This window comes from Burkholderia sp. MR1-5-21, from assembly GCF_053427715.1.
Genome location: NZ_JBSAXD010000024.1, coordinates 37736 through 60771, shown reverse-complemented (window position 1 = coordinate 60771; position 23036 = coordinate 37736). Strand labels below are relative to the sequence as shown.

General features: G+C 68.1%; 28 protein-coding genes and 1 riboswitch. Of the genes, 27 read left to right on the top strand and 1 reads right to left on the bottom strand.

All coding sequences use genetic code 11. From position 1 onward, the window contains the following. Window positions 1–585 (top strand): RNA 2',3'-cyclic phosphodiesterase, encoded by a 585-nt coding sequence (gene thpR, locus ACV229_RS28165; RefSeq protein WP_448086384.1) that lies wholly within the window; start codon window positions 1–3, stop codon window positions 583–585. Window positions 586–681: 96 nt separating this feature from the next. Here the strand turns inward: thpR and ACV229_RS28160 are convergent, their stop codons facing one another. After that, window positions 682–2442, bottom strand: coding sequence for an ABC transporter ATP-binding protein/permease (locus ACV229_RS28160; RefSeq protein ID WP_448086383.1), 1761 nt, complete (start codon window positions 2440–2442; stop codon window positions 682–684). A 299-nt stretch (window positions 2443–2741) separates the two neighbouring features. After that, window positions 2742–2864: riboswitch (TPP riboswitch) on the top strand. Window positions 2865–3078: 214 nt separating this feature from the next. Here ACV229_RS28160 and ACV229_RS28155 point away from each other — a divergent pair. The 26 genes from ACV229_RS28155 to ACV229_RS28030 all read left to right on the top strand — a co-directional run bounded on the left by ACV229_RS28155 (window position 3079) and on the right by ACV229_RS28030 (window position 23016). Further along, window positions 3079–4215: an FAD-dependent oxidoreductase gene (locus tag ACV229_RS28155; RefSeq protein WP_448086382.1), complete on the top strand. Its 1137-nt coding sequence runs from the start codon at window positions 3079–3081 to the stop codon at window positions 4213–4215. 35 nt (window positions 4216–4250) lie between these two features. Further along, complete coding sequence (gene thiS, locus ACV229_RS28150; RefSeq protein WP_448086381.1) at window positions 4251–4448, top strand: sulfur carrier protein ThiS; 198 nt, start codon at window positions 4251–4253, stop codon at window positions 4446–4448. Window positions 4449–4487: 39 nt separating this feature from the next. Then, a complete protein-coding gene (locus tag ACV229_RS28145) occupies window positions 4488–5303 on the top strand; it encodes a thiazole synthase (RefSeq protein WP_448086380.1) in 816 nt (271 codons plus the stop codon). Then, on the top strand, window positions 5300–6430 hold the full coding sequence (thiE, locus tag ACV229_RS28140) for a thiamine phosphate synthase (RefSeq protein WP_448086379.1): 1131 nt from the start codon (window positions 5300–5302) through the stop codon (window positions 6428–6430). Before ACV229_RS28145 ends, thiE begins: the two co-directional genes overlap by 4 nt. A 102-nt stretch (window positions 6431–6532) precedes the next feature. Beyond that, window positions 6533–7354 carry an ABC transporter ATP-binding protein gene (locus tag ACV229_RS28135; RefSeq protein WP_448086378.1) on the top strand — a complete coding sequence of 274 codons (822 nt, stop codon included), beginning with the start codon at window positions 6533–6535 and terminating at the stop codon, window positions 7352–7354. Then, a complete protein-coding gene (gene mlaE, locus ACV229_RS28130) occupies window positions 7351–8118 on the top strand; it encodes a lipid asymmetry maintenance ABC transporter permease subunit MlaE (RefSeq protein WP_448086377.1) in 768 nt (255 codons plus the stop codon). The genes ACV229_RS28135 and mlaE overlap by 4 nt, the downstream gene beginning before the upstream one ends. A 24-nt stretch (window positions 8119–8142) precedes the next feature. Beyond that, window positions 8143–8691, top strand: coding sequence for an outer membrane lipid asymmetry maintenance protein MlaD (gene mlaD / locus ACV229_RS28125; protein WP_448086376.1), 549 nt, complete (start codon window positions 8143–8145; stop codon window positions 8689–8691). 31 nt (window positions 8692–8722) lie between these two features. Then, entirely contained in the window at window positions 8723–9673 is a 951-nt protein-coding gene (locus tag ACV229_RS28120; RefSeq protein ID WP_448086375.1) for an MlaA family lipoprotein, read from the top strand. A gap of 112 nt (window positions 9674–9785) precedes the next feature. Next, a complete protein-coding gene (locus tag ACV229_RS28115) occupies window positions 9786–10415 on the top strand; it encodes an MlaC/ttg2D family ABC transporter substrate-binding protein (RefSeq protein WP_448086426.1) in 630 nt (209 codons plus the stop codon). Continuing rightward, window positions 10412–10681 carry an STAS domain-containing protein gene (locus tag ACV229_RS28110; RefSeq protein WP_448086374.1) on the top strand — a complete coding sequence of 90 codons (270 nt, stop codon included), beginning with the start codon at window positions 10412–10414 and terminating at the stop codon, window positions 10679–10681. The genes ACV229_RS28115 and ACV229_RS28110 overlap by 4 nt, the downstream gene beginning before the upstream one ends. A 192-nt stretch (window positions 10682–10873) precedes the next feature. Then, window positions 10874–11800, top strand: a complete 927-nt coding sequence (locus ACV229_RS28105) for an ABC transporter ATP-binding protein (RefSeq protein WP_448086373.1) — start codon at window positions 10874–10876, stop codon at window positions 11798–11800. Then, complete coding sequence (locus tag ACV229_RS28100; RefSeq protein ID WP_448086372.1) at window positions 11797–12636, top strand: ABC transporter permease; 840 nt, start codon at window positions 11797–11799, stop codon at window positions 12634–12636. The genes ACV229_RS28105 and ACV229_RS28100 overlap by 4 nt, the downstream gene beginning before the upstream one ends. A gap of 93 nt (window positions 12637–12729) precedes the next feature. Next, window positions 12730–12969, top strand: a complete 240-nt coding sequence (locus ACV229_RS28095; RefSeq protein ID WP_017333595.1) for a BolA family protein — start codon at window positions 12730–12732, stop codon at window positions 12967–12969. Between the two features lie 13 nt (window positions 12970–12982). Then, window positions 12983–14332 carry a UDP-N-acetylglucosamine 1-carboxyvinyltransferase gene (gene murA, locus ACV229_RS28090; protein ID WP_448086371.1) on the top strand — a complete coding sequence of 450 codons (1350 nt, stop codon included), beginning with the start codon at window positions 12983–12985 and terminating at the stop codon, window positions 14330–14332. Then, the gene (gene hisG / locus ACV229_RS28085) at window positions 14329–14982 is read left to right on the top strand and encodes an ATP phosphoribosyltransferase (RefSeq protein ID WP_448086370.1); all 654 of its coding nucleotides are present in this window, start codon (window positions 14329–14331) and stop codon (window positions 14980–14982) included. The genes murA and hisG overlap by 4 nt, the downstream gene beginning before the upstream one ends. Before the next feature lie 25 nt (window positions 14983–15007). Continuing rightward, the gene (gene hisD, locus ACV229_RS28080; protein WP_448086369.1) at window positions 15008–16342 is read left to right on the top strand and encodes a histidinol dehydrogenase; all 1335 of its coding nucleotides are present in this window, start codon (window positions 15008–15010) and stop codon (window positions 16340–16342) included. A 137-nt stretch (window positions 16343–16479) separates the two neighbouring features. After that, window positions 16480–17559, top strand: a complete 1080-nt coding sequence (gene hisC / locus ACV229_RS28075; protein ID WP_448086368.1) for a histidinol-phosphate transaminase — start codon at window positions 16480–16482, stop codon at window positions 17557–17559. Between the two features lie 60 nt (window positions 17560–17619). After that, window positions 17620–18207 carry an imidazoleglycerol-phosphate dehydratase HisB gene (gene hisB, locus ACV229_RS28070; protein WP_448086367.1) on the top strand — a complete coding sequence of 196 codons (588 nt, stop codon included), beginning with the start codon at window positions 17620–17622 and terminating at the stop codon, window positions 18205–18207. Between the two features lie 63 nt (window positions 18208–18270). Continuing rightward, window positions 18271–18891, top strand: coding sequence for a YchE family NAAT transporter (locus ACV229_RS28065; protein WP_010092886.1), 621 nt, complete (start codon window positions 18271–18273; stop codon window positions 18889–18891). After that, window positions 18888–19529 carry an imidazole glycerol phosphate synthase subunit HisH gene (gene hisH, locus ACV229_RS28060; RefSeq protein ID WP_448086366.1) on the top strand — a complete coding sequence of 214 codons (642 nt, stop codon included), beginning with the start codon at window positions 18888–18890 and terminating at the stop codon, window positions 19527–19529. The genes ACV229_RS28065 and hisH overlap by 4 nt, the downstream gene beginning before the upstream one ends. Before the next feature lie 163 nt (window positions 19530–19692). Further along, complete coding sequence (gene hisA, locus ACV229_RS28055; RefSeq protein WP_448086365.1) at window positions 19693–20448, top strand: 1-(5-phosphoribosyl)-5-[(5-phosphoribosylamino)methylideneamino]imidazole-4-carboxamide isomerase; 756 nt, start codon at window positions 19693–19695, stop codon at window positions 20446–20448. A gap of 138 nt (window positions 20449–20586) precedes the next feature. After that, entirely contained in the window at window positions 20587–21363 is a 777-nt protein-coding gene (gene hisF / locus ACV229_RS28050; protein WP_448086364.1) for an imidazole glycerol phosphate synthase subunit HisF, read from the top strand. After that, the gene (hisI, locus tag ACV229_RS28045; protein ID WP_448086363.1) at window positions 21360–21776 is read left to right on the top strand and encodes a phosphoribosyl-AMP cyclohydrolase; all 417 of its coding nucleotides are present in this window, start codon (window positions 21360–21362) and stop codon (window positions 21774–21776) included. Before hisF ends, hisI begins: the two co-directional genes overlap by 4 nt. Then, window positions 21773–22138 (top strand): phosphoribosyl-ATP diphosphatase, encoded by a 366-nt coding sequence (locus tag ACV229_RS28040; RefSeq protein ID WP_084900054.1) that lies wholly within the window; start codon window positions 21773–21775, stop codon window positions 22136–22138. The genes hisI and ACV229_RS28040 overlap by 4 nt, the downstream gene beginning before the upstream one ends. 88 nt (window positions 22139–22226) lie before the next feature. Continuing rightward, window positions 22227–22619 (top strand): DUF4870 family protein, encoded by a 393-nt coding sequence (locus ACV229_RS28035; protein ID WP_448086362.1) that lies wholly within the window; start codon window positions 22227–22229, stop codon window positions 22617–22619. 31 nt (window positions 22620–22650) lie between these two features. Further along, window positions 22651–23016, top strand: coding sequence for a histidine triad nucleotide-binding protein (locus ACV229_RS28030; RefSeq protein WP_448086361.1), 366 nt, complete (start codon window positions 22651–22653; stop codon window positions 23014–23016). The last annotated feature ends 20 nt before the right edge of the window (window positions 23017–23036 follow it).

The following is a 23036-nucleotide window of genomic DNA, read 5'->3' as shown; positions in this document are numbered from 1 at the left end:
ATGGACGCGGACCGGCTCCGTGCATTCGTCGCACTGATGCCCGATGCGGCATCACGCGACGCGTTGCACGCGTTGCCGGTCACGCGCGGCGCGCGCCACACGCAGCCCGCGCAGCTTCACGTGACGCTCGCGTTTCTCGGCGCGATCGAGCGCGGCGCATGCGATGCGCTGGCCGTGCGGCTACCCGTGCTGGCGGCCGCGCATGCGTTGCCGCTGCAGCAGGTCGAGCGGCTCGCGTGGTGGCCAAGCCTGCCGAAGGCGCGCCTGATCGTCGCGGAACTGGGCGCGGAACCGGCGCTGATCGCGCTGAACGACGCGCTCGTCGCGGCGTTGCAGGACATCGGGATGCCGACCGATCGCCGGCCGTTCCGGCCGCACGTGACGCTCGCGCGACTGCCGCACTACGCGGTCGGCCAGCCGGCGCACGGCGGCGCGTTGCACGCGCCGGTCGCGCTGCGTTTCGATGCGCTCACGCTGTTCGAGAGCCATTTGTCGCACGACGGGGTGTCGCACCGGCCGATCGTGTCGGCGTCGATTGCGCTGGAGGAGACGGGAGGAGGGGAGCCGGGGCCGGCGCAAGCGTGAACGGGCCCGGTGGCCAGCGCAAACCCGCGAACGGGGTGCGCCGGTGCGGACGGCGGCCGGGACGCTCGACGCGCTCCGGCCGCCGATTCGCAGGCGTTACGCGGCGACCCTGTCGTTGTCGCTCACGCGCTCGACGTTGATCGTGCCGCCGTGGTACACAGCGAGCGCTTCGCGATGCGCGATGCTGACGATCGCGGCCTGCGGCAGGCGCTCGTTGAACAGGTGATAGAGGCGCGCTTCGTTGTCCGCGTCGAGCGCGCTCGTCGCTTCGTCGAGGAACAGGAAGTCGGGCTTGTGCAGCAGCACGCGTGCGCCGGCGAGACGCTGCTGTTCGCCCGGCGACAGCACGCGGGTCCAGTGCGCGGTCTCGCCGAGCCGGTCCGCGTAGTCCTCGAGCCGGCACGCACGCAGCGCGTCGCGGCACGCGTCGTCGCTGAACGTGTCGGCGGTGGCAGGGTAGGTGAGCGCGGCCTTCAGCGTGCCGATCGGCAGATAGCTCGTCTGCGGCACGAACATCATCCGCGCGCCGACCGGCGCGTCGATCGCGCCGTCGCCGAACGGCCACAGGCCTGCGAGCGCACGCATGAACGTGCTCTTGCCCGAACCCGACTTGCCGATCACGAGCCAGCGCGAACCGGGCTCGATCGTGACGGTGCCGATGTCCGCGAGCGCATTGCCGTTCGGCAGCGCGAGCTTCAGCGACGACGTCGACAGCTGCTCGGAATCGACGTAATGCAGGTTGATGCCGCCGTGCTCGGTGGCGGGCGACACGCTTTCCTTCAGGTGCGACGCGCCCATCACGCGCTTGAATTCGCGCAGACGGTTGACCGTCGCGCGCCATTCGACGAGGGTGCTGTAACTGTTGATGAACCAGGAGAACGAGTCGCTGACGGTGTTGAACGCGGACGAGATCTGCATCAGCACGCCGAACGAGAACGCCCCCGCGAAGTAGCGTGGTGCGGCGACGACGAGCGGGAAGATGATCGCGATCTGGCCGTAGAAGCTCAGCACGAACGTGAGCCGCTTCGTGTACTTCATCACGCGCCACCAGTTGTCGCGGATCCGCATGAACAGGTTGTGCGCGTTGCCGTTTTCGGTGTTCTCGCCGTCGTAGAACGCGATCTGCTCGGCGTTCTCGCGCACGCGGATCAGCCCGAAGCGGAAATCCGCCTCGACGCGCTGCTGCTGATAGTTGATCGACACGAGCGGATGGCCGACCTTCTGGATGATCAGCGAGCCGACCACCGCGTACAGCGCGGCCGCCCACACCATGTAGCCGGGGATCGCGATCGGCGTGCCGCCGAGCGTGAACGTCAGCGCGCCCGCGAGCGACCACAGGATCGTGATGAACGACACGAGCGTGACGACCGTCGACAGCAGGTCGAGCGACAGCGACAGCGTGGTCGTCGCGAACGACTGCAGGTCGTCGGTGATCCGCTGGTCGGGGTTGTCGGCGAGGCGATCGCGTTCGATCCGGTAGAACGCGCGGTCGCCGAGCCACTGGCCGAGAAAGCGCTCGGTGAGCCACTGGCGCCAGCGGAAGCCGAGCATCTGCCGCAGGTAGCGGCCGTACACGGCGAGGATGATGAAGCCGAACGCGAGCGCCGAGAACTGCATCAGCAGGTTCGGGAAATCGTGGACGTCCTTCGATTGCAGCGCGTTGTAGAACTCCGCATTCCACTTGTTGAGCCGCACGTTGATCCAGACGACGCAGAGGTTGATCGCGATGATCGTCGCGAGCAGTCCCCATGCGATCTTCCACTCGGACGAGACCCAGTAGGGCTTGATGAGGCTCCACGCGGATACCGGGCGCTCGTCCTGCGGCATGTCGTGGGCGGTGTGGGTCGATTGGGTCATGTGCTTCCTGATGAGTAGCCGGCGCGCGCCGGGTGGGGCAGGGCGCGCGCCGCGAAACGGCATGCCGGGAAAAGTGCCGCCTGGGTGCCGGCTGGCGCGGGTGTTCCGGATGGTGACCCGCGCATCTTAAACGGCCCTTAATGTTCCTGGACGGTCCTTCACGGCCGGCGGTGACACGGCCGCCGGCGTGCGATTGCGCGCCGGCCTGCGGGCATTGTGCCAGACCGGCGCGCGGCATCGGTGAAATTGCCGACCGGGGACAGTTTGCGGCGCTTTCCGCTTTTATGGTCTAATGGCCGTCGACGAAACAGGGGTGCTTCGTGCGCGGCCGGCAGAAGGTTCGGGCGGCGCGGCGAGGCTGAGAGAGACCCTTTGCACCCGATCCGGGTAATACCGGCGCGGGAAGTTTCCGATCCCGCCGGGCCGTGCTGGCTGCCTCCCCATTGCCAGCGCCCTGTCCCGCCCGGCCGGCCTTTGCTGCCGGTTTCGTCCTTTTGGGTACGCGCATTGCGCGTTACGGAAGGATGCGATGACCGTTCAATCTTCAGTCTTTTGTTTCGCCCCGCGTGCATTCGCACGGGCTCGCGCACGTGCGTCCGCACGTCACGCACGCGTGTTCCGCGAGGAGGGCGCGCGATGACCGCCATGAACTCACGGCCGGATTTCGCGGTGCTGGGCGGCGGCCTCGTCGGCCGCCTGATCGCATGGCGGCTCGCCGGCGACGGGCACCGCGTCGCGCTGTACGAGCGCGGCGGCCCCGATGGCGAGCAGTCGGCCGCCTGGATCGCGGCCGCGATGCTCGCGCCGCTCGCCGAGGCGGCCAGCGCCGAGCTGCTGATCACCGAGCTGGGCGCCGCGTCGCTCGCGCGGTGGCCGCAGTGGCTCGCCGAGCTGCCCGAACCGGTGTTCTTCCAGCATCACGGCACGCTGGTCGTCTGGCATCACGCGGATCGCGCCGAGGCGCCGCTGTTCGAGCGACGCGTGCGCGCGAACGCGCCGGCCGAGTTGCTCGACGGCGGCTTCGTCACGCTCGCGGGCGCGCAGGTCGATGCGGCCGAACCCGCGCTGGCGGGCCGCTTCGCGCGCGGGCTGCTGCTGCCGCGCGAAGGCCAGCTCGACAATCGCCAGGCGCTGCGCGCGCTTGCCGCGGGCCTCGCCGAGCGCGGCGTCGACACGCACTGGCACGTCGCGATCGACGCGCACAACCGGCCCGACGCACACTTCACGATCGACTGCCGCGGGCTCGGCGCGAAGCCGGTGCTGCCCGCGCTGCGCGGCATCCGCGGCGAGGTCGCGCGCGTGCACGCGCCCGGCATCGGCCTGACGCGGCCCGTGCGGCTGCTGCATCCGCGCTATCCGCTGTACATCGCGCCGAAGCAGGACGACCTGTACGTGATCGGCGCGACCGAAGTGGAGGGCGAGGACATGTCGCCCGTCAGCGTGCGTTCCGCGCTCGAGCTGCTGAGCGCCGCGTTCTCCGTGCATCCGGCGTTCGGCGAGGCGCGCATCCTCGAGCTGAATTCGCAGTGCCGGCCGACGCTGCCCGATCATCGTCCGGCGGTGATCTGGGACGGCGCGGCGACGCTTGCGGTCAACGGCCTGTACCGGCACGGCTTCATGATCGCGCCGGAAGTCGCGCATGCCGCGGTCGCGCTTGCCGAGGCCGCGCTCACCGGCACGCTCGGCGGCACGGATGCGTTCGCCGCGTGGCGCGGCGCGGCGCGCTGGCCGGATCTCCTTCATCACCGAGACGACGCGCGCCAGCCGGCCTGACGCGCGCCGCCTTCCCGAATTCGACGAAGCACGCCATGGATATCCAGATCAATCAACAGATGCTGACGCTGCCCGACGGCGCGACGGTTGCCGATGCGCTGAGCGCGTTCGGCGCGCGTCCGCCGTACGCGGTGGCGCTGAACGGCACGTTCGTCGCGCGCACGCAGCATGCGGCGCGCGCGCTCGCGGCGGGCGACAAGCTCGACGTCGTGCACCCCGTCGCGGGCGGCTGAGCGCCGCCGGTTCGTCCCCGCTCTTTCCAGGAACACGAGATGACGTCCCTCACTTCCGCCGATGCGCTGACGCTGTACGGCGAAACCTTTGCAAGCCGCGTGCTGCTCGGCACGTCGCGCTATCCGTCGCTGCAATCGCTGTCCGACTCGATCGCCGCCGCGCGGCCCGGGATGGTGACGGTCGCGCTGCGCCGCCAGATGTCGGGCGGCACCGCCGAGGCCGGCTTCTTCGACCTGCTCAAGCGCCACGCGGTGCCGCTCCTGCCGAACACGGCGGGCTGCCAGACCGTCGCCGAGGCGCTCACGACCGCGCACATGGCGCGCGAGGTGTTCGAGACCGACTGGATCAAGCTCGAGCTGATCGGCGACGACTACACGCTGCAGCCCGACCCGGTCGGCCTGATCGAGGCCGCCGCGCAGCTCGTCAAGGACGGCTTCAAGGTGCTGCCGTACTGCACCGAGGATCTCGTGATCGGCCGGCGCCTGCTCGACGTGGGCTGCGAGGCGCTGATGCCGTGGGGCGCGCCGATCGGCACCGGCAAGGGCGTCGTGAACCCGTACGGGCTGCGCGTGCTGCGCGAGCGGCTGCCGGACGTGCCGTTGATCGTCGACGCGGGGCTCGGCGTGCCGTCGCACGCGTGCCAGGTGATGGAGTGGGGCTTCGACGGCGTGCTGCTGAACACCGCGGTGTCGCAGGCGACCCATCCGGAGATCATGGCGCGCGCGTTCGCGCAGGGCGTCGACGCCGGCCGCGCGGCGTATCTCGCGGGGCCGATGGACGCGCGCGAAACCGCGCACGCGAGCACGCCCGTCGTCGGCATGCCGTTCTGGCACCAGGACGGGGGCTGCGCGTGAGCGCGGGGTTCGCCGCCGCATTCTGGCCGCCGGCCGACGAGCTCGCGGAAGCGGCCGAACGGATCCGCGCGCGGCTCGGCGACTGGCCGCGCGGCCCGGCAAGCTGGCGCCTGTGCGTCGCGCCGCCCGCCACGCTCGCCGACGGCGACGTGCTGATCGCGACGGCGGGCGACCACGCGGCGCGTGCGCTTGCATCGGCCGCGTCGCGGCCGGCGTCGCCCGACGTCGCGGTGATCGAGTACGGCGAACGCAGCGCGGTGCTGCATCGCGCGGGCGAGCGTCATGCGCTCGACGCCGCGCATCCGCTCGGGGACGACTGGATCCCCGCGCTGGCCGCGTTCGTCGATTGCGGCTTCGCGCCGCTCGATGCGCTGGTGCTCGCGCTCGCGTGGCGCGACGGCGACGAGACGGTGACCGATACCGTGACCGAGAGGCGCGCGGCCGACGCGTGGCCGGTCGACGCCGCGCGGTTCCCGCGCATCGCGGGGCTGCCGGCCGCGCCCGAGCCGGCGTTCCCGCCGTGTCCGGCGCAACTGGGGCTGTATCCGGTCGTGCCGAGCGCGGAATGGGTCGAACGGGTGCTCGACTGCGGTGTCCTCACCGTGCAGCTGCGCGTGAAAGACGCTGCGCCGGACGTGCTGCGTGCCGAAATCGGGCGTGCGGTCGCGGCAGGGCGCCGCCATCCGGATGCGCGCGTGTTCATCAACGATCACTGGCAGATCGCTGCAGATGCCGGTGCATACGGTGTACATCTGGGCCAGGAGGACCTCGAGACGGCCGATCTCGCCGCGATCGCGCGCGCGGGACTGCGGCTCGGACTGTCGAGCCACGGCTATTACGAAATGTTGCGCGCGCTGCACGTGCGTCCGAGCTATCTCGCGCTCGGGCCCGTATTTGCGACCCGGACCAAGGCGGTGGCCGCGCCGCCGCAGGGGCTTGCCCGGATCGCCCGCTACGCGGCCTTCGCGGGTGCGCAGGCGCCGCTCGTCGCGATCGGCGGGGTGGCGCAGGACACGCTGCCGGCCGTGCTCGCGACAGGCGTCGGCAGCGTCGCGGTGGTCAGCGCGGTGACGGGCGCGGACGACTATCGGGCTGCGCTTATTGCGTTGCAGCAAAATTTCGCCTGATAATTTGACAATGGTTGACCGGAGGGCCGCAGGCAGCGTCACGACATGATTCCAATGCAGGCCCTATAATTCGGCGTTCTGCGTAAAAGGACTGTCAGCTCCGTGAGCCCCTCCCCCACCGAGACACTGCTGGAACTCCGCGACGTCGATTTCGGTTACGGCGATCGCCTCGTGCTGTCGAACCTGAACCTGCGCTTCGCGCGCGGCCAGGTCGTCGCGGTCATGGGCGGCTCGGGCTGTGGCAAGACCACCGTGCTGCGCCTGATCGGCGGGCTCGTGCGGGCGCGCCGCGGCCAGGTGCTGTTCGACGGCGCGGACGTCGGCGCGCAGACGCGCGACGGCCTGTACGCGCTGCGCCGCAAAATGGGCATGCTGTTCCAGTTCGGCGCGCTCTTCACCGACATGTCGGTGTTCGAGAACGTCGCGTTCGCGCTGCGCGAGCATACCGACCTGCCCGAGGAGCTGATTCGCGATCTCGTGCTGATGAAGCTCAACGCGGTGGGCTTGCGCGGCGCGCGCGACCTGATGCCGTCCGAGGTGTCGGGCGGCATGGCGCGGCGCATCGCGCTCGCGCGGGCCATCGCGCTCGATCCGCAGCTGATCATGTACGACGAGCCGTTCGCGGGCCTCGACCCGATCTCGCTCGGCATCACGGCGAACCTGATCCGCACGCTGAACCAGGCGCTCGGCGCGACGTCGATCCTCGTCACGCACGACGTGCCGGAATCGTTCGCGATCGCCGACTACGTCTACTTCCTGGCCAACGGCGGCGTGCTCGCGCAGGGCACCCCCGACGAGCTGCGCGCATCGACCGATCCGAGCGTGCGCCAGTTCATCGACGGCGCGCCGGACGGCCCGTTCAAATTTCACTACACGAGCCCGCCGCTCGGCGCGGACTTCGGGCTCGGCGGAGGGCGCGCATGATCAGCGCGATCGGACGTTACGTCATCGGCGGCCTCGAACGCGCAGGCTACGGCACGCGCCTGTTCGTGCGCCTCGTGCTGGAATTCTTCCCGCTGCTGCGGCGGCCGCGGCTTGTCACGAAGCAGATCCACTTTCTCGGTAATTATTCGTTCGTGATCATTGCCGTGTCGGGGCTGTTCGTCGGCTTCGTGCTCGGCCTGCAGGGCTATTACACGCTGAACCGCTACGGATCCGAGCAGGCGCTCGGCCTGCTCGTCGCGCTGTCGCTCGTGCGCGAGCTCGGGCCCGTCGTCACGGCGCTGCTGTTCGCGGGCCGGGCGGGCACGTCGCTGACCGCCGAGATCGGCCTGATGAAGGCCGGCGAACAGCTCACCGCGCTCGAGATGATGGCCGTCGATCCGATCAAGACCGTGATCGCGCCGCGCATGTGGGCGGGGATCATCACGATGCCGCTCCTGGCCGCGATTTTCAGCGCGGTCGGCGTGCTCGGCGGCTACATCGTGGGCGTCGTGCTGATCGGCGTCGATCCGGGTGCGTTCTGGTCGCAGATGCAAGGCGGCGTCGAGGTCTGGGCCGACGTCGGCAACGGCGTGCTGAAGAGCATCGTGTTCGGGTTCGCCGTGACCTTCATTGCACTGTTTCAAGGGTACGAGGCGAAGCCCACGCCTGAAGGCGTGTCGCGCGCGACGACCAAGACGGTCGTGTTCGCGTCGCTCGCGGTACTCGGCCTCGATTTCCTGCTGACTGCGCTGATGTTCAGCTAAGCCTCAGCCAAGCCATATTTTGGGATGACGATGAAAAAGACTGCTCTCGACTTCTGGGTCGGCCTGTTCGTGGTGGTGGGCTTCCTCGCGGTGCTGTTCCTCGCGCTGAAGGTCGGCAACATGAGCTCGCTGTCGTTTCAGCCGACCTATGCGGTGAAGATGAAATTCGACAACATCGGCGGCCTGAAGCCGCGCGCGGCGGTGAAGAGCGCGGGCGTCGTGGTCGGCCGCGTGAAGGCGATCGGCTTCGATTCGAACACCTACCAGGCGCTCGTGACGATCGATCTCGACAACCAGTACCAGTTTCCGAAGGATTCGTCCGCGAAGATCCTGACGTCGGGCCTGCTCGGCGAACAGTACATCGGCCTCGATCCGGGCGGCGATTCCGAGATGCTGAAGGCGGGCGACACGATCACGATGACCCAGTCGGCGATCGTGCTCGAGAACCTGATCGGCCAGTTCCTGTACAGCAAGGCAGCGGACGCGGGCGGCTCGAAGCCGGCTTCCGGCGCGGCCGCCGTGCCCGCACCGGCGCCGGCGCCTGCCGCCGCGTCGGGCGCCGCTGCCCAATAACCACACGAGAGCATCCAAGAGGGTAACGATCATGCAGACGATTCGCATCAGGCACGCCGCGCTCGCGGTGGCAGCGGTGACTGCGCTCAGCGGCTGCGCCACCGTGCAGACGCCGACCAAGGGCGATCCGCTCGAAGGCTTCAACCGCACGATGTTCAAGTTCAACGACACCGTCGACACGTATGCGCTGAAGCCGGTCGCGAAGGGCTACCAGTACGTGGTGCCGCAGCCGGTGCGCGACAGCGTGACGAACGTGTTCTCGAACATCGGCGACCTCTACATCGCGGCGAACAACATCGTGCAGCTGCGGATCGCCGACGGCGTCGGCGACCTGATGCGCGTCGTGATCAACACGGTGTTCGGCGTCGGCGGCCTGTTCGACGTCGCGACGGTCGCGAAGCTGCCGAAGCACACGGCCGACTTCGGCGTCACGATGGGCCGCTATGGCATGCCCGCCGGCCCGTATCTCGTGCTGCCGCTGCTCGGGCCGAGCACGGTGCGCGACGCGGCGGGGCTCGGTGTCGACTACGTCGGCAATCCGCTCACCTATGTGAAGCCGGACAGCCTGAGCTGGGGCGTGTATGGCGTGAACCTGGTCAACACGCGCGCGAACCTGCTCGGTGCGGGCGACGTGCTGGAGGCGGCGGCGATCGACAAGTATTCGTTCGTGCGCAACGCGTACCTGCAGCGCCGGCAGATGCTGATCAGCAACGCGCGCGGCGAAGCGGGCGTGTCGTCGGGCAGCGAAGCGCTGCCGAAATACGAGCTGCCGGACGACGGAACGGCTGCGCCGGCAGCGACGGGGGCGGCAGCGCCGGCCGCAGCGTCCGCGCCGGCGGGTGCATCCGGCGCCGCAGCGCCGGCATCGGGGTCGGAAGCGGCCGGTGCGCCGAATCCGGGCAGCGAAACGTCCGTGCCGCCGATGCAGGTGACGCCGCCCGCGCCTGGCGGGCTGCGCTTCCCGAGCATCCGCCTGCATTGATCGGATTTACATACGTTACAGCCGGAAACGATTCAGTCGGTAGCAGCCGCGAACTTGCGCGTAAGCTACCGGCTCCAACCTCCGCATCGACTCATCCATGCAGGCCAATATTATGAAGAAACTGTTCCTGATCCCTGTTTTCGCGGCACTGTTCTCGTTTGGCAGTGCGGCACACGCGCAAGTCGACCAGACGAACCCGCAAGCGCTGATCAAGACGGCGACCCAGCAGGTTCTCGATGAAGTGAAGCAGCAGACGATCAAGCAGGGCGACACGAACCGCATCATCACGATCGTCAACAAGGACATCCTGCCGTACACCGATTTCCGCCGCACCACGCAGCTCGCGATGGGCCGCCACTGGCGCGAGGCGTCGCCGGCGCAGCAGCAGCAGGTGATGGAGCAGTTCAAGCTGCTGCTGATCCGCACGTATTCGGGCGCGATCGCGCAGTTGAAGCCGGACCAGCAGATCCAGTACCCGCCGTTCCGCGCGAGCCCGGACGACACCGATGTCGTGGTCCGCACGGTCGCGATGAACAACGGCCAGCCGGTCCAGATCGACTACCGTCTGTACAAGACGCAGCAGGGCTGGAAGGTGTATGACCTGAACGTGCTCGGCGCGTGGCTGATCCAGACGTACCAGCAGCAGTTCAACGAGAAGATCCAGCAAAGCGGCGTGGATGGCCTGATCCAGTTCCTCGCGCAGCGCAACCAGGAGCTTGCTGCCGGCAAGCAGGCATCGTGAGCGGCTTCGAAGCCGGCTCCTCGCTGACCCACGCGAGCGCGCAGGCCGCGCTCGCGGCGGGGCTCGCGCAGATCGGCGCGGGCGCGACCGCCGTCGACTGCGCGGCGCTGACGCAGTTCGACTCGTCCGCGCTCGCCGTGCTGCTCGCATGGCAACGTGCCGCGCGCTCGCGCGGCGCCACCCTCGACATCCTCAATCTCCCCCCGAAGCTCGAGAGCCTCGCGCAGGCGTACGGCGTCGACGCGCTCATCAGCGGGCGACATTGACGCTCACCCGCTGAACCCTGCCGGCCCGCTCCCGGGCGCCGGCCCCGGGTACCCGTCCCCCGTGTGCCCGTCCCACCCGCCGGTTTGCCCTATAATCAAGCGTTTTGCGGGGCCGCCGATCGTTGTCGGGCCCCCTTTTTCTTTCGCAGCAAGCACAGAATAGGCGTCGCGGCCGTTGCGCCGCGCACAGTCATGTCAGCCATAGAAATCCGTCACGTCAAGAAGCGCTACAAGTCGCTTCAGGCGCTCAAGGGCGTCAGCCTGTCGGTCGAAGAAGGCGAGTTCTTCGGTCTGCTCGGCCCGAACGGCGCGGGCAAGACCACGCTCATCAGCATCCTCGCCGGGCTTGCCCGGGCCGACGAAGGGAGCATCTCGGTGCGCGGCCACGACGTCGTCAAGGACTTCCGGGGTGCGCGCCGCGCGCTCGGCGTCGTGCCGCAGGAGCTCGTGTTCGATCCGTTCTTCACCGTGCGTGAAACGTTGCGGATCCAGTCCGGCTACTTCGGGCTGCGCCGCAACGACGACTGGATCGACGAGGTGATGGCCAATCTCGACCTGACCGAGAAGGCCGATGCGAACATGCGTGCGCTGTCGGGCGGGATGAAGCGCCGCGTGCTCGTCGCGCAGGCGCTCGTGCACCGGCCCCCCGTGATCGTGCTCGACGAGCCGACCGCCGGCGTCGACGTCGAGCTGCGCCAGACGCTGTGGAAATTCATCTCGCGCCTGAACCGCGAAGGTCACACGATCGTGCTGACCACCCACTACCTCGAGGAAGCCGAGTCGCTGTGCGACCGCATCGCGATGCTGCGCCGGGGCGAAGTGGTCGCGCTCGACCGCACCGACGCGCTGCTGCAACGCTTCGCGGGCCTGCAGCTGTACCTGCGCTTCGCGCTCGGTGCGCTGCCCGTCGAGCTGCGTGCGCTGGAATCCGATCCGGCCGCCCGCGCGCCCGGCGAACACCTGCTGCGGCTCGCGAACTACGACGAGGTCGAGCGGATCCTCGCGCAGTGCCGCGCCGCGGGCTGCACGTTCGACGAGATCGAGGTCCGCAAGGCCGACCTCGAGGATGTGTTCGTCCAGGTGATGAACGGGGCCGAGATGATCGAGGGGCTGGCATGAAACAACAGCCCCCACGCTCACTTCGTTCGCTGCCCCCCGAGGGGGCGCCCAGCACGCTTGGGGCGGCCCGGCGCGAGCTGGGCAGCGGTTTTCGGACGCTGTTCTACAAGGAAATCCTGCGTTTCTGGAAGGTGTCGTTCCAGACGGTGCTCGCGCCCGTCGTGACGGCGCTGCTGTACCTGACGATCTTCGGCCACGCGCTGACGGGCCGCGTCCAGGTGTATCCGGGCGTCGAGTACGTGAGCTTTCTCGTGCCGGGCCTGGTGATGATGAGCGTGCTGCAGAATGCGTTCGCGAACAGCTCGTCGTCGCTGATCCAGTCGAAGATCACCGGCAACCTCGTGTTCATGCTGCTGCCGCCGCTGTCGTACCGCGATTTCTACGGCGCGTACGTGCTCGCGTCCGTCGTGCGCGGGCTCGCGGTCGGCACGGGTGTGTTCGTCGTGACGGTGTGGTTCGTCCCGATGCAGTTCGCAGCGCCGGTGTTCATCCTCGCGTTCGCGCTGCTCGGCGCGGCGATCCTCGGCACGCTCGGCCTCATCGCCGGGATCTGGGCCGAGAAGTTCGACCAGCTCGCCGCGTTCCAGAACTTCCTGATCATGCCGCTGACGTTCCTGTCCGGCGTGTTCTACTCGACGCATTCGCTGCCGCCCGTGTGGCGCGAAATCTCGCGTCTCAACCCGTTTTTCTACATGATCGACGGCTTTCGCTACGGGTTCTTCGGCGCGTCCGACGTCAACCCGCTCGCGAGCCTCGCGATCGTCACCGGTTTCTTCGTGCTGCTCGCGCTCGTCGCGATGCGGCTGCTCGCGACCGGCTACAAACTGCGTCATTGATTTGAATCGGCCGCCGCTCGCGGCGCACGCCGCCCCGCCGGGGCGCGTCGTGACGCCGCGAGCGGGCTGGCACGTACCGACAGGAGCATCACCATGTTGCCGACTCCCGAACAGGTCAAGCAATACATCGCGGGCGGGCTCGCCTGCACGCATCTGGAAGTCGAAGGCGACGGCCAGCACTTCTTCGCGACGATCGTGTCGTCCGCCTTCGAGGGCAAGCGGCCGATCCAGCGGCACCAGCTCGTCTACGCGGCGCTCGGCGACCGCATGAAGCAGGAAATCCACGCGCTCAGCATGAAGACGCTGACGCCCGCCGAATGGCAGAACGCATAACCGGAAACACTGAGTGCAAGACACCGTCAACGAGCGCGACGCCGTCGAGAACGTCGCCACGGCACACCCGGCCGGCAATCGGGATTCGCAGGGACATGGGATGGACAAGCTCGTGATCGAAGGCGGCCGCCGGCTGTCGGGCGAGATCGTCGTGTCGGGTGCGAAGAACGCGGCGCTGCCGATTCTGTGCGCGGGCCTGCTCACGGCCGACCCGGTCCATCTCGACAACGTGCCGAACCTGAAGGACGTCCGCACCACGCTGAAGGTCCTGAACCAGATGGGCGTCAGAAGCGAGATGACGGGCAGCCACGTGCAGCTCGACGCGTCGCGCGTCGACAACCTCGTGGCGCCGTACGAACTCGTGAAGACGATGCGCGCGTCGATCCTCGTGCTCGGGCCGCTGCTCGCGCGCTTCGGCGAGGCAAAGGTGTCGCTGCCGGGCGGCTGCGCGATCGGCGCGCGGCCGGTCGACCAGCACATCAAGGGCCTGCAGGCGATGGGCGCCGAGATCAGCATCGAGCACGGCTTCATCGAGGCGCGCGCGAAGCGGCTGAAGGGCGCGCGCATCGTCACCGACATGATCACGGTGACGGGCACCGAGAACCTGCTGATGGCCGCGACGCTCGCCGACGGCGAGACGGTGATCGAGAACGCCGCACGCGAGCCGGAAGTGAGCGATCTCGCACACTTGCTCGTCGAAATGGGCGCGAAAATCGACGGCATCGGCACCGACCGGCTCGTGATCCAGGGCGTCGAGCGGCTGCACGGCGCGCGTCATTCGGTCATTCCGGACCGCATCGAGGCCGGCACGTTCCTGTGCGCGGTCGCGGCCGCGGGCGGCGACGTGACGCTGACGGGCGTGCGCCCGCACATCCTCGACGCGGTAATCGACAAGCTGCGCGAGGCCGGCGTGACGGTCGAGGAAGGCGATACCTGGCTGCGCGTGAAGATGGACCGCCGGCCGTCCGCGGTGACGATCCGCACGTCCGAATACCCGGCGTTCCCGACCGACATGCAGGCGCAGTTCATGGCGCTCAACACGGTTGCGACGGGCACCGCGCAGGTGGTCGAGACGATCTTCGAGAACCGCTTCATGCACGTGCAGGAGCTGAACCGGCTCGGCGCGAACATCACCGTCGACGGCAACACGGCGCTCGTGACGGGCGTCGACAAGCTGTCCGGCGCGAAGGTGATGGCGACCGACCTGCGCGCGTCCGCGAGCCTCGTGATCGCCGGCCTGCGTGCCGAAGGCGAGACGTTCGTCGACCGCATCTATCACCTCGACCGGGGTTACGACCGGATGGAAACCAAACTGACTGCTGTCGGCGCGAACGTGCGCCGCGTTTCCGGGAGCCAAGCATGAGCGCGCCGCTGACCCTCGCCCTGTCGAAGGGGCGGATTTTCGAGGAAACCATGCCGCTGCTCGCCGCGGCCGGCGTGCAGGTCGCCGAGGATCCGGAAACGTCGCGCAAGCTGATCCTGCCGACGACCGACCCGAACCTGCGCGTGATCATCGTGCGCGCGAGCGACGTGCCGACCTACGTCGAATACGGCGCGGCCGATTTCGGCGTGGCCGGCAAGGACGTGCTGCTCGAGCACGGCGGCTCGGGCCTGTACCAGCCGATCGACCTGAACATCGCGCGCTGCCGGCTGTCGGTCGCGGTGCCCGCGGGCTTCGATTACGCGAACGCGGTGCGCCAGGGCGCGCGCCTGCGCGTCGCGACGAAGTACGTCGAGACGGCGCGTGAACACTTTGCCGCGAAGGGCGTGCACGTCGACCTGATCAAGCTGTACGGCTCGATGGAGCTCGCGCCGCTCGTCGGCCTCGCGGACGCGATCGTCGACCTCGTCAGCTCGGGCGGCACGCTCCGGGCGAACAATCTGGTCGAGGTCGAGGAGATCATGCCGATCTCGTCGCGCCTCGTCGTGAACCAGGCTGCGCTGAAGTTGAAGCGCGCGGCGCTCCAGCCGATCCTCGACGCGTTCGAACGCGCGTCGCGCAACGGCGGGTAAGCGCATCACCGAAACGGAACTCCCCATGTCCATCACCATCCGCAAACTCGATTCGACGAGCCAGGGCTTCGACGCCGCGCTGCGTGCGGTGCTCGCGTTCGAAGCGAGCGAAGACGACGCGATCGAGCGCTCGGTCGCGCAGATCCTCGCCGACGTGAAGGCGCGCGGCGACGCCGCGGTGCTCGACTACACGAACCGCTTCGACCGGCTGAACGCGAACAGCGTCGCTGCGCTCGAGCTGCCGCAGGACGCGCTGCAGACGGCGCTCGACAGCCTCGAGCCGAAGGCCCGCGCCGCGCTCGAGGCGGCCGCGGCGCGCGTGCGCGCGTACCACGAGAAGCAGAAGATCGAGTGCGGCACGCATAGCTGGCAGTACACGGAAGCCGACGGCACGGTGCTCGGCCAGAAGGTCACGCCGCTCGACCGCGTCGGCCTGTACGTGCCGGGCGGCAAGGCGGCCTACCCGTCGTCGGTGCTGATGAACGCGATTCCGGCGCGCGTCGCGGGCGTCGGCGAGATCGTGATGGTGGTGCCGACCCCGGACGGCGTGAAGAACGACCTCGTGCTCGCCGCGGCGCTGCTCGGCGGCGTCGATCGCGTGTTCACGATCGGCGGCGCGCAGGCAGTCGCCGCGCTCGCGTACGGCACCGAGACCGTGCCGCCCGTCGACAAGATCTGCGGGCCCGGCAACGCGTACGTCGCGTCGGCGAAGCGCCGCGTGTTCGGCACGGTCGGCATCGACATGATCGCCGGGCCGTCGGAGATCCTCGTGCTGTGCGACGGCACGACCGATCCGAACTGGGTCGCGATGGACCTGTTCTCGCAGGCCGAGCACGACGAGCTCGCGCAGTCGATCCTGTTGTGCCCGGACGCGTCGTTCATCGAGCGCGTCGAGAAGGCGATCGACGAGCTGCTGCCGACGATGCCGCGCGAGGCCGTGATCCGTGCGTCGCTCGAAGGCCGCGGCGCGCTGATCAAGGTGCGCGACATGGCGGAAGCGTGCAGGATCGCGAACGACATCGCGCCCGAGCACCTCGAGATTTCGGCGCTGGAGCCGCAGCAGTGGGGCAAGCTGATCCGCCACGCGGGCGCGATCTTCCTCGGCCGCTATACGAGCGAGAGCCTCGGCGACTACTGCGCGGGCCCGAACCACGTGCTGCCGACGTCGCGCACCGCGCGCTTCTCGTCGCCGCTCGGCGTGTACGACTTCATCAAGCGTTCGAGCCTGATCGAAGTGAGCGCGGAAGGCGCGCAGACGCTCGGCGAGATCGCGTCCGAGCTTGCGTACGGCGAAGGGCTGCACGCGCATGCGAAGAGCGCCGAGTACCGGATGAAGGGGACCGCCGACCGCCAGAACTGAGCGTTCGGCGCTCTGTACGGGACTCGGGCAGGCGCTGAAGCGCCAGCCCGGGTACGCGCAGGAGACGAAGGGCAGGGTGGCAGCCGCCGCCTTGCCGGCCAATTGATGCCGGTGCGACGCACGCCGGCTTGCAGACCATGACGACGCCACAAGACATCATTCGCCAGGACGTGCTCGCGATGACGAGCTACCCGGTACCGGACGCGAGCGGGTTCGTGAAGCTCGACGCGATGGAGAACCCGTACTCGCTGCCGGCGCCGCTCGCGGCGGCCCTCGGCGAGCGGCTCGCGCAGGTCGCGCTGAACCGTTATCCGGCGCCGCGCCCGGCCGCGCTGCTTGACAAGCTGCGTCGCGCGATGGGCGTGCCGGCCGCCTGCGACGTGCTGCTCGGCAACGGCTCCGACGAAATCATCAGCATGATGTCGGTCGCATGCGCGAAGCCGGGCGCGAAGGTGCTCGCGCCGGTGCCGGGCTTCGTGATGTACGAGCTGTCGGCGAAATTCGCGCAGCTCGAGTTCGTCGGCGTGCCGCTCGCGGCCGACCTGACGCTCGACGTCGACGCGATGCTCGCGGCGATCGCCGAGCACCGTCCGGCGCTCGTCTATCTCGCCTACCCGAACAACCCGACCGGCACGCTTTACGACGAAGCGGGCATCGAGCGGATCATCGCGGCCGCGCAGCACAGCCTGATCGTGATCGACGAGGCGTACCAGCCGTTCGCCGAGCGTTCGTGGCTGCCGCGCGCAGCGGAGTTCGACAACGTCGTCGTGATGCGCACGGTGTCGAAGCTCGGCCTCGCCGGCATCCGCCTCGGCTATCTCGCCGGGCTGCCGGCGTGGCTCGCCGAATTCGACAAGGTGCGCCCGCCGTACAACATCAACGTGCTCACGCAGGCGAGCGCCGATTTCCTGCTCGACCACCTCGACGTGCTCGACGCGCAGGCGTCCGAACTGCGCGCCGAACGCGCGCGCCTCGCGCTGGCGGTGGCCGCGCTGCCGGGCACGACGGTGTTCCCGAGCGCCGGCAATTTCCTGCTGGTGCGCGTGCCGGACGCGGCCGCCGTGTTCGATGCGCTGCTCACCGAGCGGGTGCTCGTCAAAAACGTGAGTAAAATGCACCCATTGCTGGCCGAATGCGTGCGGCTGACCGTCGGTTCTCCCGACGAAAACGCCCGCCTCGTGGCCGCATTGAAACTCGCGCTGCCCGGCAAGGCCTGAGGGCGCGGCGGCGCGCGACGATCAATCCCCATTTACATCAGACTCATTCAAGGAATTGCCATGCGTGTGGCGGAAGTCGTTCGCAATACCAGCGAAACGCAGATCCGTGTGAAGCTCAATCTCGACGGCACGGGCCAGCAGAAGCTGGCCACCGGCGTGCCGTTCCTCGATCACATGCTCGACCAGATTGCCCGACACGGCCTGTTCGATCTCGATGTCGAGGCGCACGGCGACACGCATATCGACGACCACCACACGGTCGAGGACGTCGGCATCACGCTCGGTCAGGCGGTCGCGAAGGCGATCGGCGACAAGAAGGGCATTCGCCGCTACGGCCATTCGTACGTGCCGCTCGACGAGGCGCTGTCGCGCGTCGTGATCGACTTCTCGGGCCGGCCGGGTCTCGAATTCCACGTGCCGTTCACACGCGCGCGGATCGGCACGTTCGACGTGGACCTGTCGATCGAGTTCTTCCGCGGCTTCGTGAACCACGCGGGCGTCACGCTGCACATCGACAACCTGCGCGGGATCAACGCGCACCACCAGCTCGAGACGGTGTTCAAGGCCTTCGGCCGCGCGTTGCGGATGGCGGTGGAGCTCGACGAACGCGCGGCGGGGCAGATCCCGTCGACGAAGGGCAGCCTCTGACCATCTGACCGGACGAAACGCACACGACAACCTCACGGCTTCGGCGCATGGCGCCGGCTTGCGATGGATCTGCTCAAATCGTTCATTTCGCTGCTCGCGCTGATCAACCCGGTCGGCGCGGTGCCGTTCTTCCTGAGCCTGACGGCGCAGCAGACGGACGACGAGCGGCGCCGCACGATCCGGATTGCGTCGGTGTCGGTGTTCTGCGTGATCACGGTGACGACGCTGCTCGGGCAGCAGATCATCGACTTCTTCGGCATCTCGGTCGGCTCGCTCGAGGTGGGCGGCGGGATCATCATGCTGCTGATGGCGATCAGCATGCTGAACGCGCAGGCCGGCAACACGCGCTCGACGCCGGAGGAGCGCCACGAAGCCGAACAGAAGGACAACATCGCGGTGGTGCCGCTCGCGATCCCGCTGCTCACGGGCCCCGGCTCGATCAGCACGGTGATCATCTATGCGGCGAACTCGCGTCACTGGTATGACCGGGTGGGGCTGGTCGCGATCGGCGCGGTCCTTGCCTGCCTGTGTTTCTTCGCGATGCGGCTCGCCGAGCCGATCGCGAACTGGATCGGCCGCACCGGCATCAACATCGCCACGCGGCTGATGGGTCTGATGCTGTCGGCGCTGGCGGTGGAATTCATCGTCAACGGACTGAGGGCGTTACTGCCTGCACTGAGATGAAAACTTCGATTGCGATTGTGGATTATGGGATGGGCAACCTGCGCTCGGTCGCGCAGGCGCTCAAGCAGGCCGAACCGGCCGCCGACGTGGCGATCGTCGACACGCCGGCCGCGATCCGCGCGGCCGACCGCGTCGTGCTGCCCGGCCAGGGCGCGATGCCGGACTGCATGCGCTGCCTCGGCGAATCGGGCCTGCAGGAGGCGGTGATCGAGGCGTCGCGCACGAAGCCGCTGCTCGGCGTGTGCGTCGGCGAGCAGATGCTGTTCGACTGGAGCGCCGAAGGCGATACGAACGGCCTCGGGCTGCTGCCCGGCAAGGTCGTGCGCTTCGAGCTCGACGGCCAGCTGCAGGACGACGGCTCGCGCTTCAAGGTCCCGCAGATGGGCTGGAACCGCGTGCGCCAGTCGCAGCCGCACGCGCTGTGGGACGGCGTGCCGGACGACGCGTATTTCTACTTCGTGCACAGCTATTACGTGAGCCCGGCCAACCCGGCGCACACGGTCGGCGAGACGGTCTACGGTGCGCCGTTTACGTCCGCGGTCGCGCGGGACAACCTCTTCGCGACCCAATTCCACCCGGAGAAAAGTGCGGAAGTCGGGTTGCGTCTGTATCGCAACTTCGTACACTGGAAACCGTAAACGTGGTGCGCGAGCGACAGTCGGTGGGCGCGGAACGCCCGTCGCACGGGGCTCGCCTGCCAAAGCGCCGAACGAGTTGTACTAAACTAGCGAGACGGCGCGGCACCGGATGGGCCGGTGCGCGCCCGACTCTTTCCTTTTTCCAAGACGACACCCGATTGCTATGTTGCTGATTCCGGCCATCGATCTCAAAGACGGTCAATGTGTACGCCTCAAACAGGGCGATATGGACCAAGCCACGATTTTCTCCGAGGATCCCGCGGCGATGGCCCGCAAGTGGGTCGACCTCGGCGCCCGGCGACTCCATCTCGTCGACCTGAACGGCGCGTTCGCCGGCAAGCCGAAGAATCTCGAGGCGATCGAGGCGATCCTCGACGAGGTGGGCAACGAGATCCCCGTGCAGCTCGGCGGCGGCATCCGCAGCCTCGAGACGATCGAGAAGTACCTCGACGCCGGCCTGTCCTACGTGATCATCGGCACGGCGGCCGTGAAGGACCCGGGCTTCCTGCAGGACGCGTGCACCGCGTTCGCGGGCAGCATCATCGTCGGCCTCGACGCGAAGGACGGCAAGGTCGCGACCGACGGCTGGAGCAAGCTGACGGGCCACGAGGTGATCGATCTCGCGCAGAAGTTCGAGGACTACGGCGTCGAATCGATCGTCTATACCGACATCGGCCGCGACGGCATGCTGCAGGGCATCAACATCGAGGCGACCGTGAAGCTCGCGCAGGCGGTCGGCATTCCGGTGATCGCGAGCGGCGGCCTGTCGAACATCGTCGATATCGAGAAGCTCTGCGAAGTGGAAGAGCACGGCGTCGAAGGCGTGATCTGCGGCCGCGCGATCTACTCCGGCGATCTCGATTTCGCAGCCGCGCAGAAACGCGCGGACGAACTGAACGGCGAGCTCGACAACGCCTGATTCCGGCCGTTGTCCGTTTGCCCGGGCCGCCCGTCGGGCGGCCCTGACCGGGTATGCCCAACCGGGTGCCCGTGACCGGGCGTCCCTGACCGGCCGCCCTGACTGGGCGTCCCCAACCTCGGCACTAAGCGCAACATCATGGCTCTAGCTAAACGCATCATCCCCTGTCTGGACGTGACCGCCGGGCGCGTCGTCAAGGGCGTCAACTTCGTCGAACTGCGCGACGCCGGCGATCCGGTCGAGATCGCCCGCCGCTACGACGAGCAAGGCGCCGACGAACTCACGTTCCTCGACATCACGGCGACGTCCGACCAACGCGACCTGATCCTGCCGATCATCGAAGCGGTCGCGTCGCAGGTCTTCATCCCGCTGACGGTCGGCGGCGGCGTGCGTGCCGTCGAGGACGTCCGGCGCCTGTTGAACGCGGGCGCGGACAAGGTCAGCATGAACTCGTCCGCGGTCGCGAACCCGCAGCTGGTGCGCGATGCGGCCGACAAGTACGGTTCGCAGTGCATCGTCGTCGCGATCGACGCGAAGCGGGTGTCCGCCGACGGCGAAGCGCCGCGCTGGGAAGTGTTCACGCATGGCGGCCGCAAGGGCACCGGGCTCGACGCGATCGAGTGGGCGCGCAGGATGGCCGAACTCGGCGCGGGCGAGATCCTGCTCACGAGCATGGATCGCGACGGCACGAAGTCGGGTTTCGATCTCGCGCTCACGCGCGGCGTGTCGGATGCGGTGCCGGTGCCGGTGATCGCATCGGGCGGCGTCGGCTCGCTGCAGCACCTGGCCGACGGCATCAAGGAAGGCCGCGCCGATGCGGTGCTCGCGGCGAGCATCTTCCACTACGGCGAGCACACGGTCGGCGAGGCGAAGCGCTTCATGGCCGACCAGGGTATTCCGGTGAGGTTGTCATGAGTGCGGACAATGCGGCAATGCCGGCGTGGCTCGACAAGGTCCGCTGGGACGACAACGGCCTCGTGCCGGTGATCGCGCAGGAAGCGTCGACGAACGACGTGCTGATGTTCGCGTGGATGAACCGCGAGGCGTTGGCGAAGACGATCGAGACGCAGCGCGCCGTCTACTATTCGCGTTCGCGCAAGCGCCTGTGGTTCAAGGGCGAGGAGTCGGGCCACGTGCAGCACGTGCACGAGGTGCGCCTCGATTGCGACGAGGACGTCGTGCTGCTGAAGGTCGAGCAGGTGTCGGGCATCGCGTGCCACACCGGCCGGCATTCGTGCTTCTTCCAGAAATTCGAAGGTACTGTCGAAGGCGGCGACTGGGTCGCGGTCGATCCGGTGCTGAAAGACCCCGAACACATCTACAAATGACGCAAACGACCGAAGACACGCTGCTGCGCCTCGCCGCGGTGATCGACAGCCGCAAGGGCGGCGACCCCGATCAATCGTACGTGTCGCGCCTCTTTCACAAGGGCGACGACGCGGTGCTGAAGAAGATCGGCGAGGAAGCGACCGAAGTCGTGCTCGCCGCGAAGGACGTGCGCCAGGGCGGCGCGCCGACCGCGCTGGTCGGCGAGGTGGCCGACCTGTGGTTTCATTGCCTCGTGATGCTGTCCCATTACGACCTGAGCCCGGCCGACGTGATCGCCGAGCTCGAGCGCCGCGAAGGGATGTCGGGCATCGAGGAAAAGGCGCTGCGCAAGCGTCGCGAGCGAGAAGAAAACGGCGGTTGATGGTTGGCGACTGGCGGCTCACGCGATCGTCGCGCGGTGGCAATTACACGGTAAGCTGTAAGAATTGTCATTTTACGGGGGTAGCATCATGACCGATACGCCAAGCCAGTTTCCGTCGCCGTCGGTTCAGGGCAGCGCCGAAAGCGAGCGCCTGAACGGGCTCCGTACGCTGACCCATGTGCTGTACGGCCTGTATGCGTTGCACTGGCTGACGGGCGGCATCACCGGCATCATCGCGATCATCATCAACTACGTGAAGCGCGACGACGTGGCCGGCACGCCATATGCCGATCATTTCGAGTGGCAGATCCGCACGTTCTGGCGTGCGCTGATCGCCTATGTGATCGGGTTCGCGCTCGCGTTCGTCGTCGTCGGCTTCGCGGTGATGTTTGCGACGTGGATCTGGACGCTGTACCGTATCATCAAGGGCTGGCTGTACCTGAACGACAACAAGGCGCTCGATGCGCGCGCGTGGTTCTGACGACCGCGGCGGCGGGCCCTTCAGGAGCAACATGAGTCACGATCCGAACTGCCTGTTCTGCAAGATTGCGGCAGGCGAGATCCCGAGCACAAAAGTGCATGAGGACGATGAATTCGTCGCGTTCCGCGACATCCGCCCGGCGGCCGAGACGCATGTGCTCGTGATTCCGCGCAAGCATCTGCCGACGCTGTCGGCGGCGGGCGATGCGGATGCGCCGCTGCTCGGCCGGATGATGGTGCTGGTCGCGAGGCTCGCCGAGCAGCTCGGCGTCGCCTACACGGGCGGCGAGACCGGGTTTCGCACGGTGATCAACACGGGCCCCGGCGGCGGGCAGGAGGTGTACCACCTGCACGCGCATATCCTGGCGGGTCCGCGCCCCTGGCACCGGATGGGTTGACGGCGCGGGGCGGTTCCCGC

What these genes read in the sequence shown, in the direction of transcription:
- mlaD (WP_448086376.1), top strand. Translation starts at nt 8,143, where the DNA reads ATGACGATGAAAAAGACTGCTCTCGACTTCTGGGTCGGCCTGTTCGTG.
- hisD (WP_448086369.1), top strand. Translation starts at nt 15,008, where the DNA reads ATGTCCATCACCATCCGCAAACTCGATTCGACGAGCCAGGGCTTCGAC.
- hisC (WP_448086368.1), top strand. Translation starts at nt 16,480, where the DNA reads ATGACGACGCCACAAGACATCATTCGCCAGGACGTGCTCGCGATGACG.
- ACV229_RS28105 (WP_448086373.1), top strand. Translation starts at nt 10,874, where the DNA reads ATGTCAGCCATAGAAATCCGTCACGTCAAGAAGCGCTACAAGTCGCTT.
- ACV229_RS28155 (WP_448086382.1), top strand. Translation starts at nt 3,079, where the DNA reads ATGACCGCCATGAACTCACGGCCGGATTTCGCGGTGCTGGGCGGCGGC.
- hisH (WP_448086366.1), top strand. Translation starts at nt 18,888, where the DNA reads ATGAAAACTTCGATTGCGATTGTGGATTATGGGATGGGCAACCTGCGC.
- mlaE (WP_448086377.1), top strand. Translation starts at nt 7,351, where the DNA reads ATGATCAGCGCGATCGGACGTTACGTCATCGGCGGCCTCGAACGCGCA.
- ACV229_RS28030 (WP_448086361.1), top strand. Translation starts at nt 22,651, where the DNA reads ATGAGTCACGATCCGAACTGCCTGTTCTGCAAGATTGCGGCAGGCGAG.
- ACV229_RS28040 (WP_084900054.1), top strand. Translation starts at nt 21,773, where the DNA reads ATGACGCAAACGACCGAAGACACGCTGCTGCGCCTCGCCGCGGTGATC.
- hisG (WP_448086370.1), top strand. Translation starts at nt 14,329, where the DNA reads ATGAGCGCGCCGCTGACCCTCGCCCTGTCGAAGGGGCGGATTTTCGAG.
- ACV229_RS28160 (WP_448086383.1), bottom strand. Translation starts at nt 2,442, where the DNA reads ATGACCCAATCGACCCACACCGCCCACGACATGCCGCAGGACGAGCGC.
- hisI (WP_448086363.1), top strand. Translation starts at nt 21,360, where the DNA reads ATGAGTGCGGACAATGCGGCAATGCCGGCGTGGCTCGACAAGGTCCGC.
- ACV229_RS28145 (WP_448086380.1), top strand. Translation starts at nt 4,488, where the DNA reads ATGACGTCCCTCACTTCCGCCGATGCGCTGACGCTGTACGGCGAAACC.
- ACV229_RS28065 (WP_010092886.1), top strand. Translation starts at nt 18,271, where the DNA reads ATGGATCTGCTCAAATCGTTCATTTCGCTGCTCGCGCTGATCAACCCG.
- thiS (WP_448086381.1), top strand. Translation starts at nt 4,251, where the DNA reads ATGGATATCCAGATCAATCAACAGATGCTGACGCTGCCCGACGGCGCG.
- hisA (WP_448086365.1), top strand. Translation starts at nt 19,693, where the DNA reads ATGTTGCTGATTCCGGCCATCGATCTCAAAGACGGTCAATGTGTACGC.
- ACV229_RS28100 (WP_448086372.1), top strand. Translation starts at nt 11,797, where the DNA reads ATGAAACAACAGCCCCCACGCTCACTTCGTTCGCTGCCCCCCGAGGGG.
- hisB (WP_448086367.1), top strand. Translation starts at nt 17,620, where the DNA reads ATGCGTGTGGCGGAAGTCGTTCGCAATACCAGCGAAACGCAGATCCGT.
- thpR (WP_448086384.1), top strand. Translation starts at nt 1, where the DNA reads ATGGACGCGGACCGGCTCCGTGCATTCGTCGCACTGATGCCCGATGCG.
- ACV229_RS28035 (WP_448086362.1), top strand. Translation starts at nt 22,227, where the DNA reads ATGACCGATACGCCAAGCCAGTTTCCGTCGCCGTCGGTTCAGGGCAGC.
- ACV229_RS28115 (WP_448086426.1), top strand. Translation starts at nt 9,786, where the DNA reads ATGAAGAAACTGTTCCTGATCCCTGTTTTCGCGGCACTGTTCTCGTTT.
- ACV229_RS28120 (WP_448086375.1), top strand. Translation starts at nt 8,723, where the DNA reads ATGCAGACGATTCGCATCAGGCACGCCGCGCTCGCGGTGGCAGCGGTG.
- ACV229_RS28095 (WP_017333595.1), top strand. Translation starts at nt 12,730, where the DNA reads ATGTTGCCGACTCCCGAACAGGTCAAGCAATACATCGCGGGCGGGCTC.
- hisF (WP_448086364.1), top strand. Translation starts at nt 20,587, where the DNA reads ATGGCTCTAGCTAAACGCATCATCCCCTGTCTGGACGTGACCGCCGGG.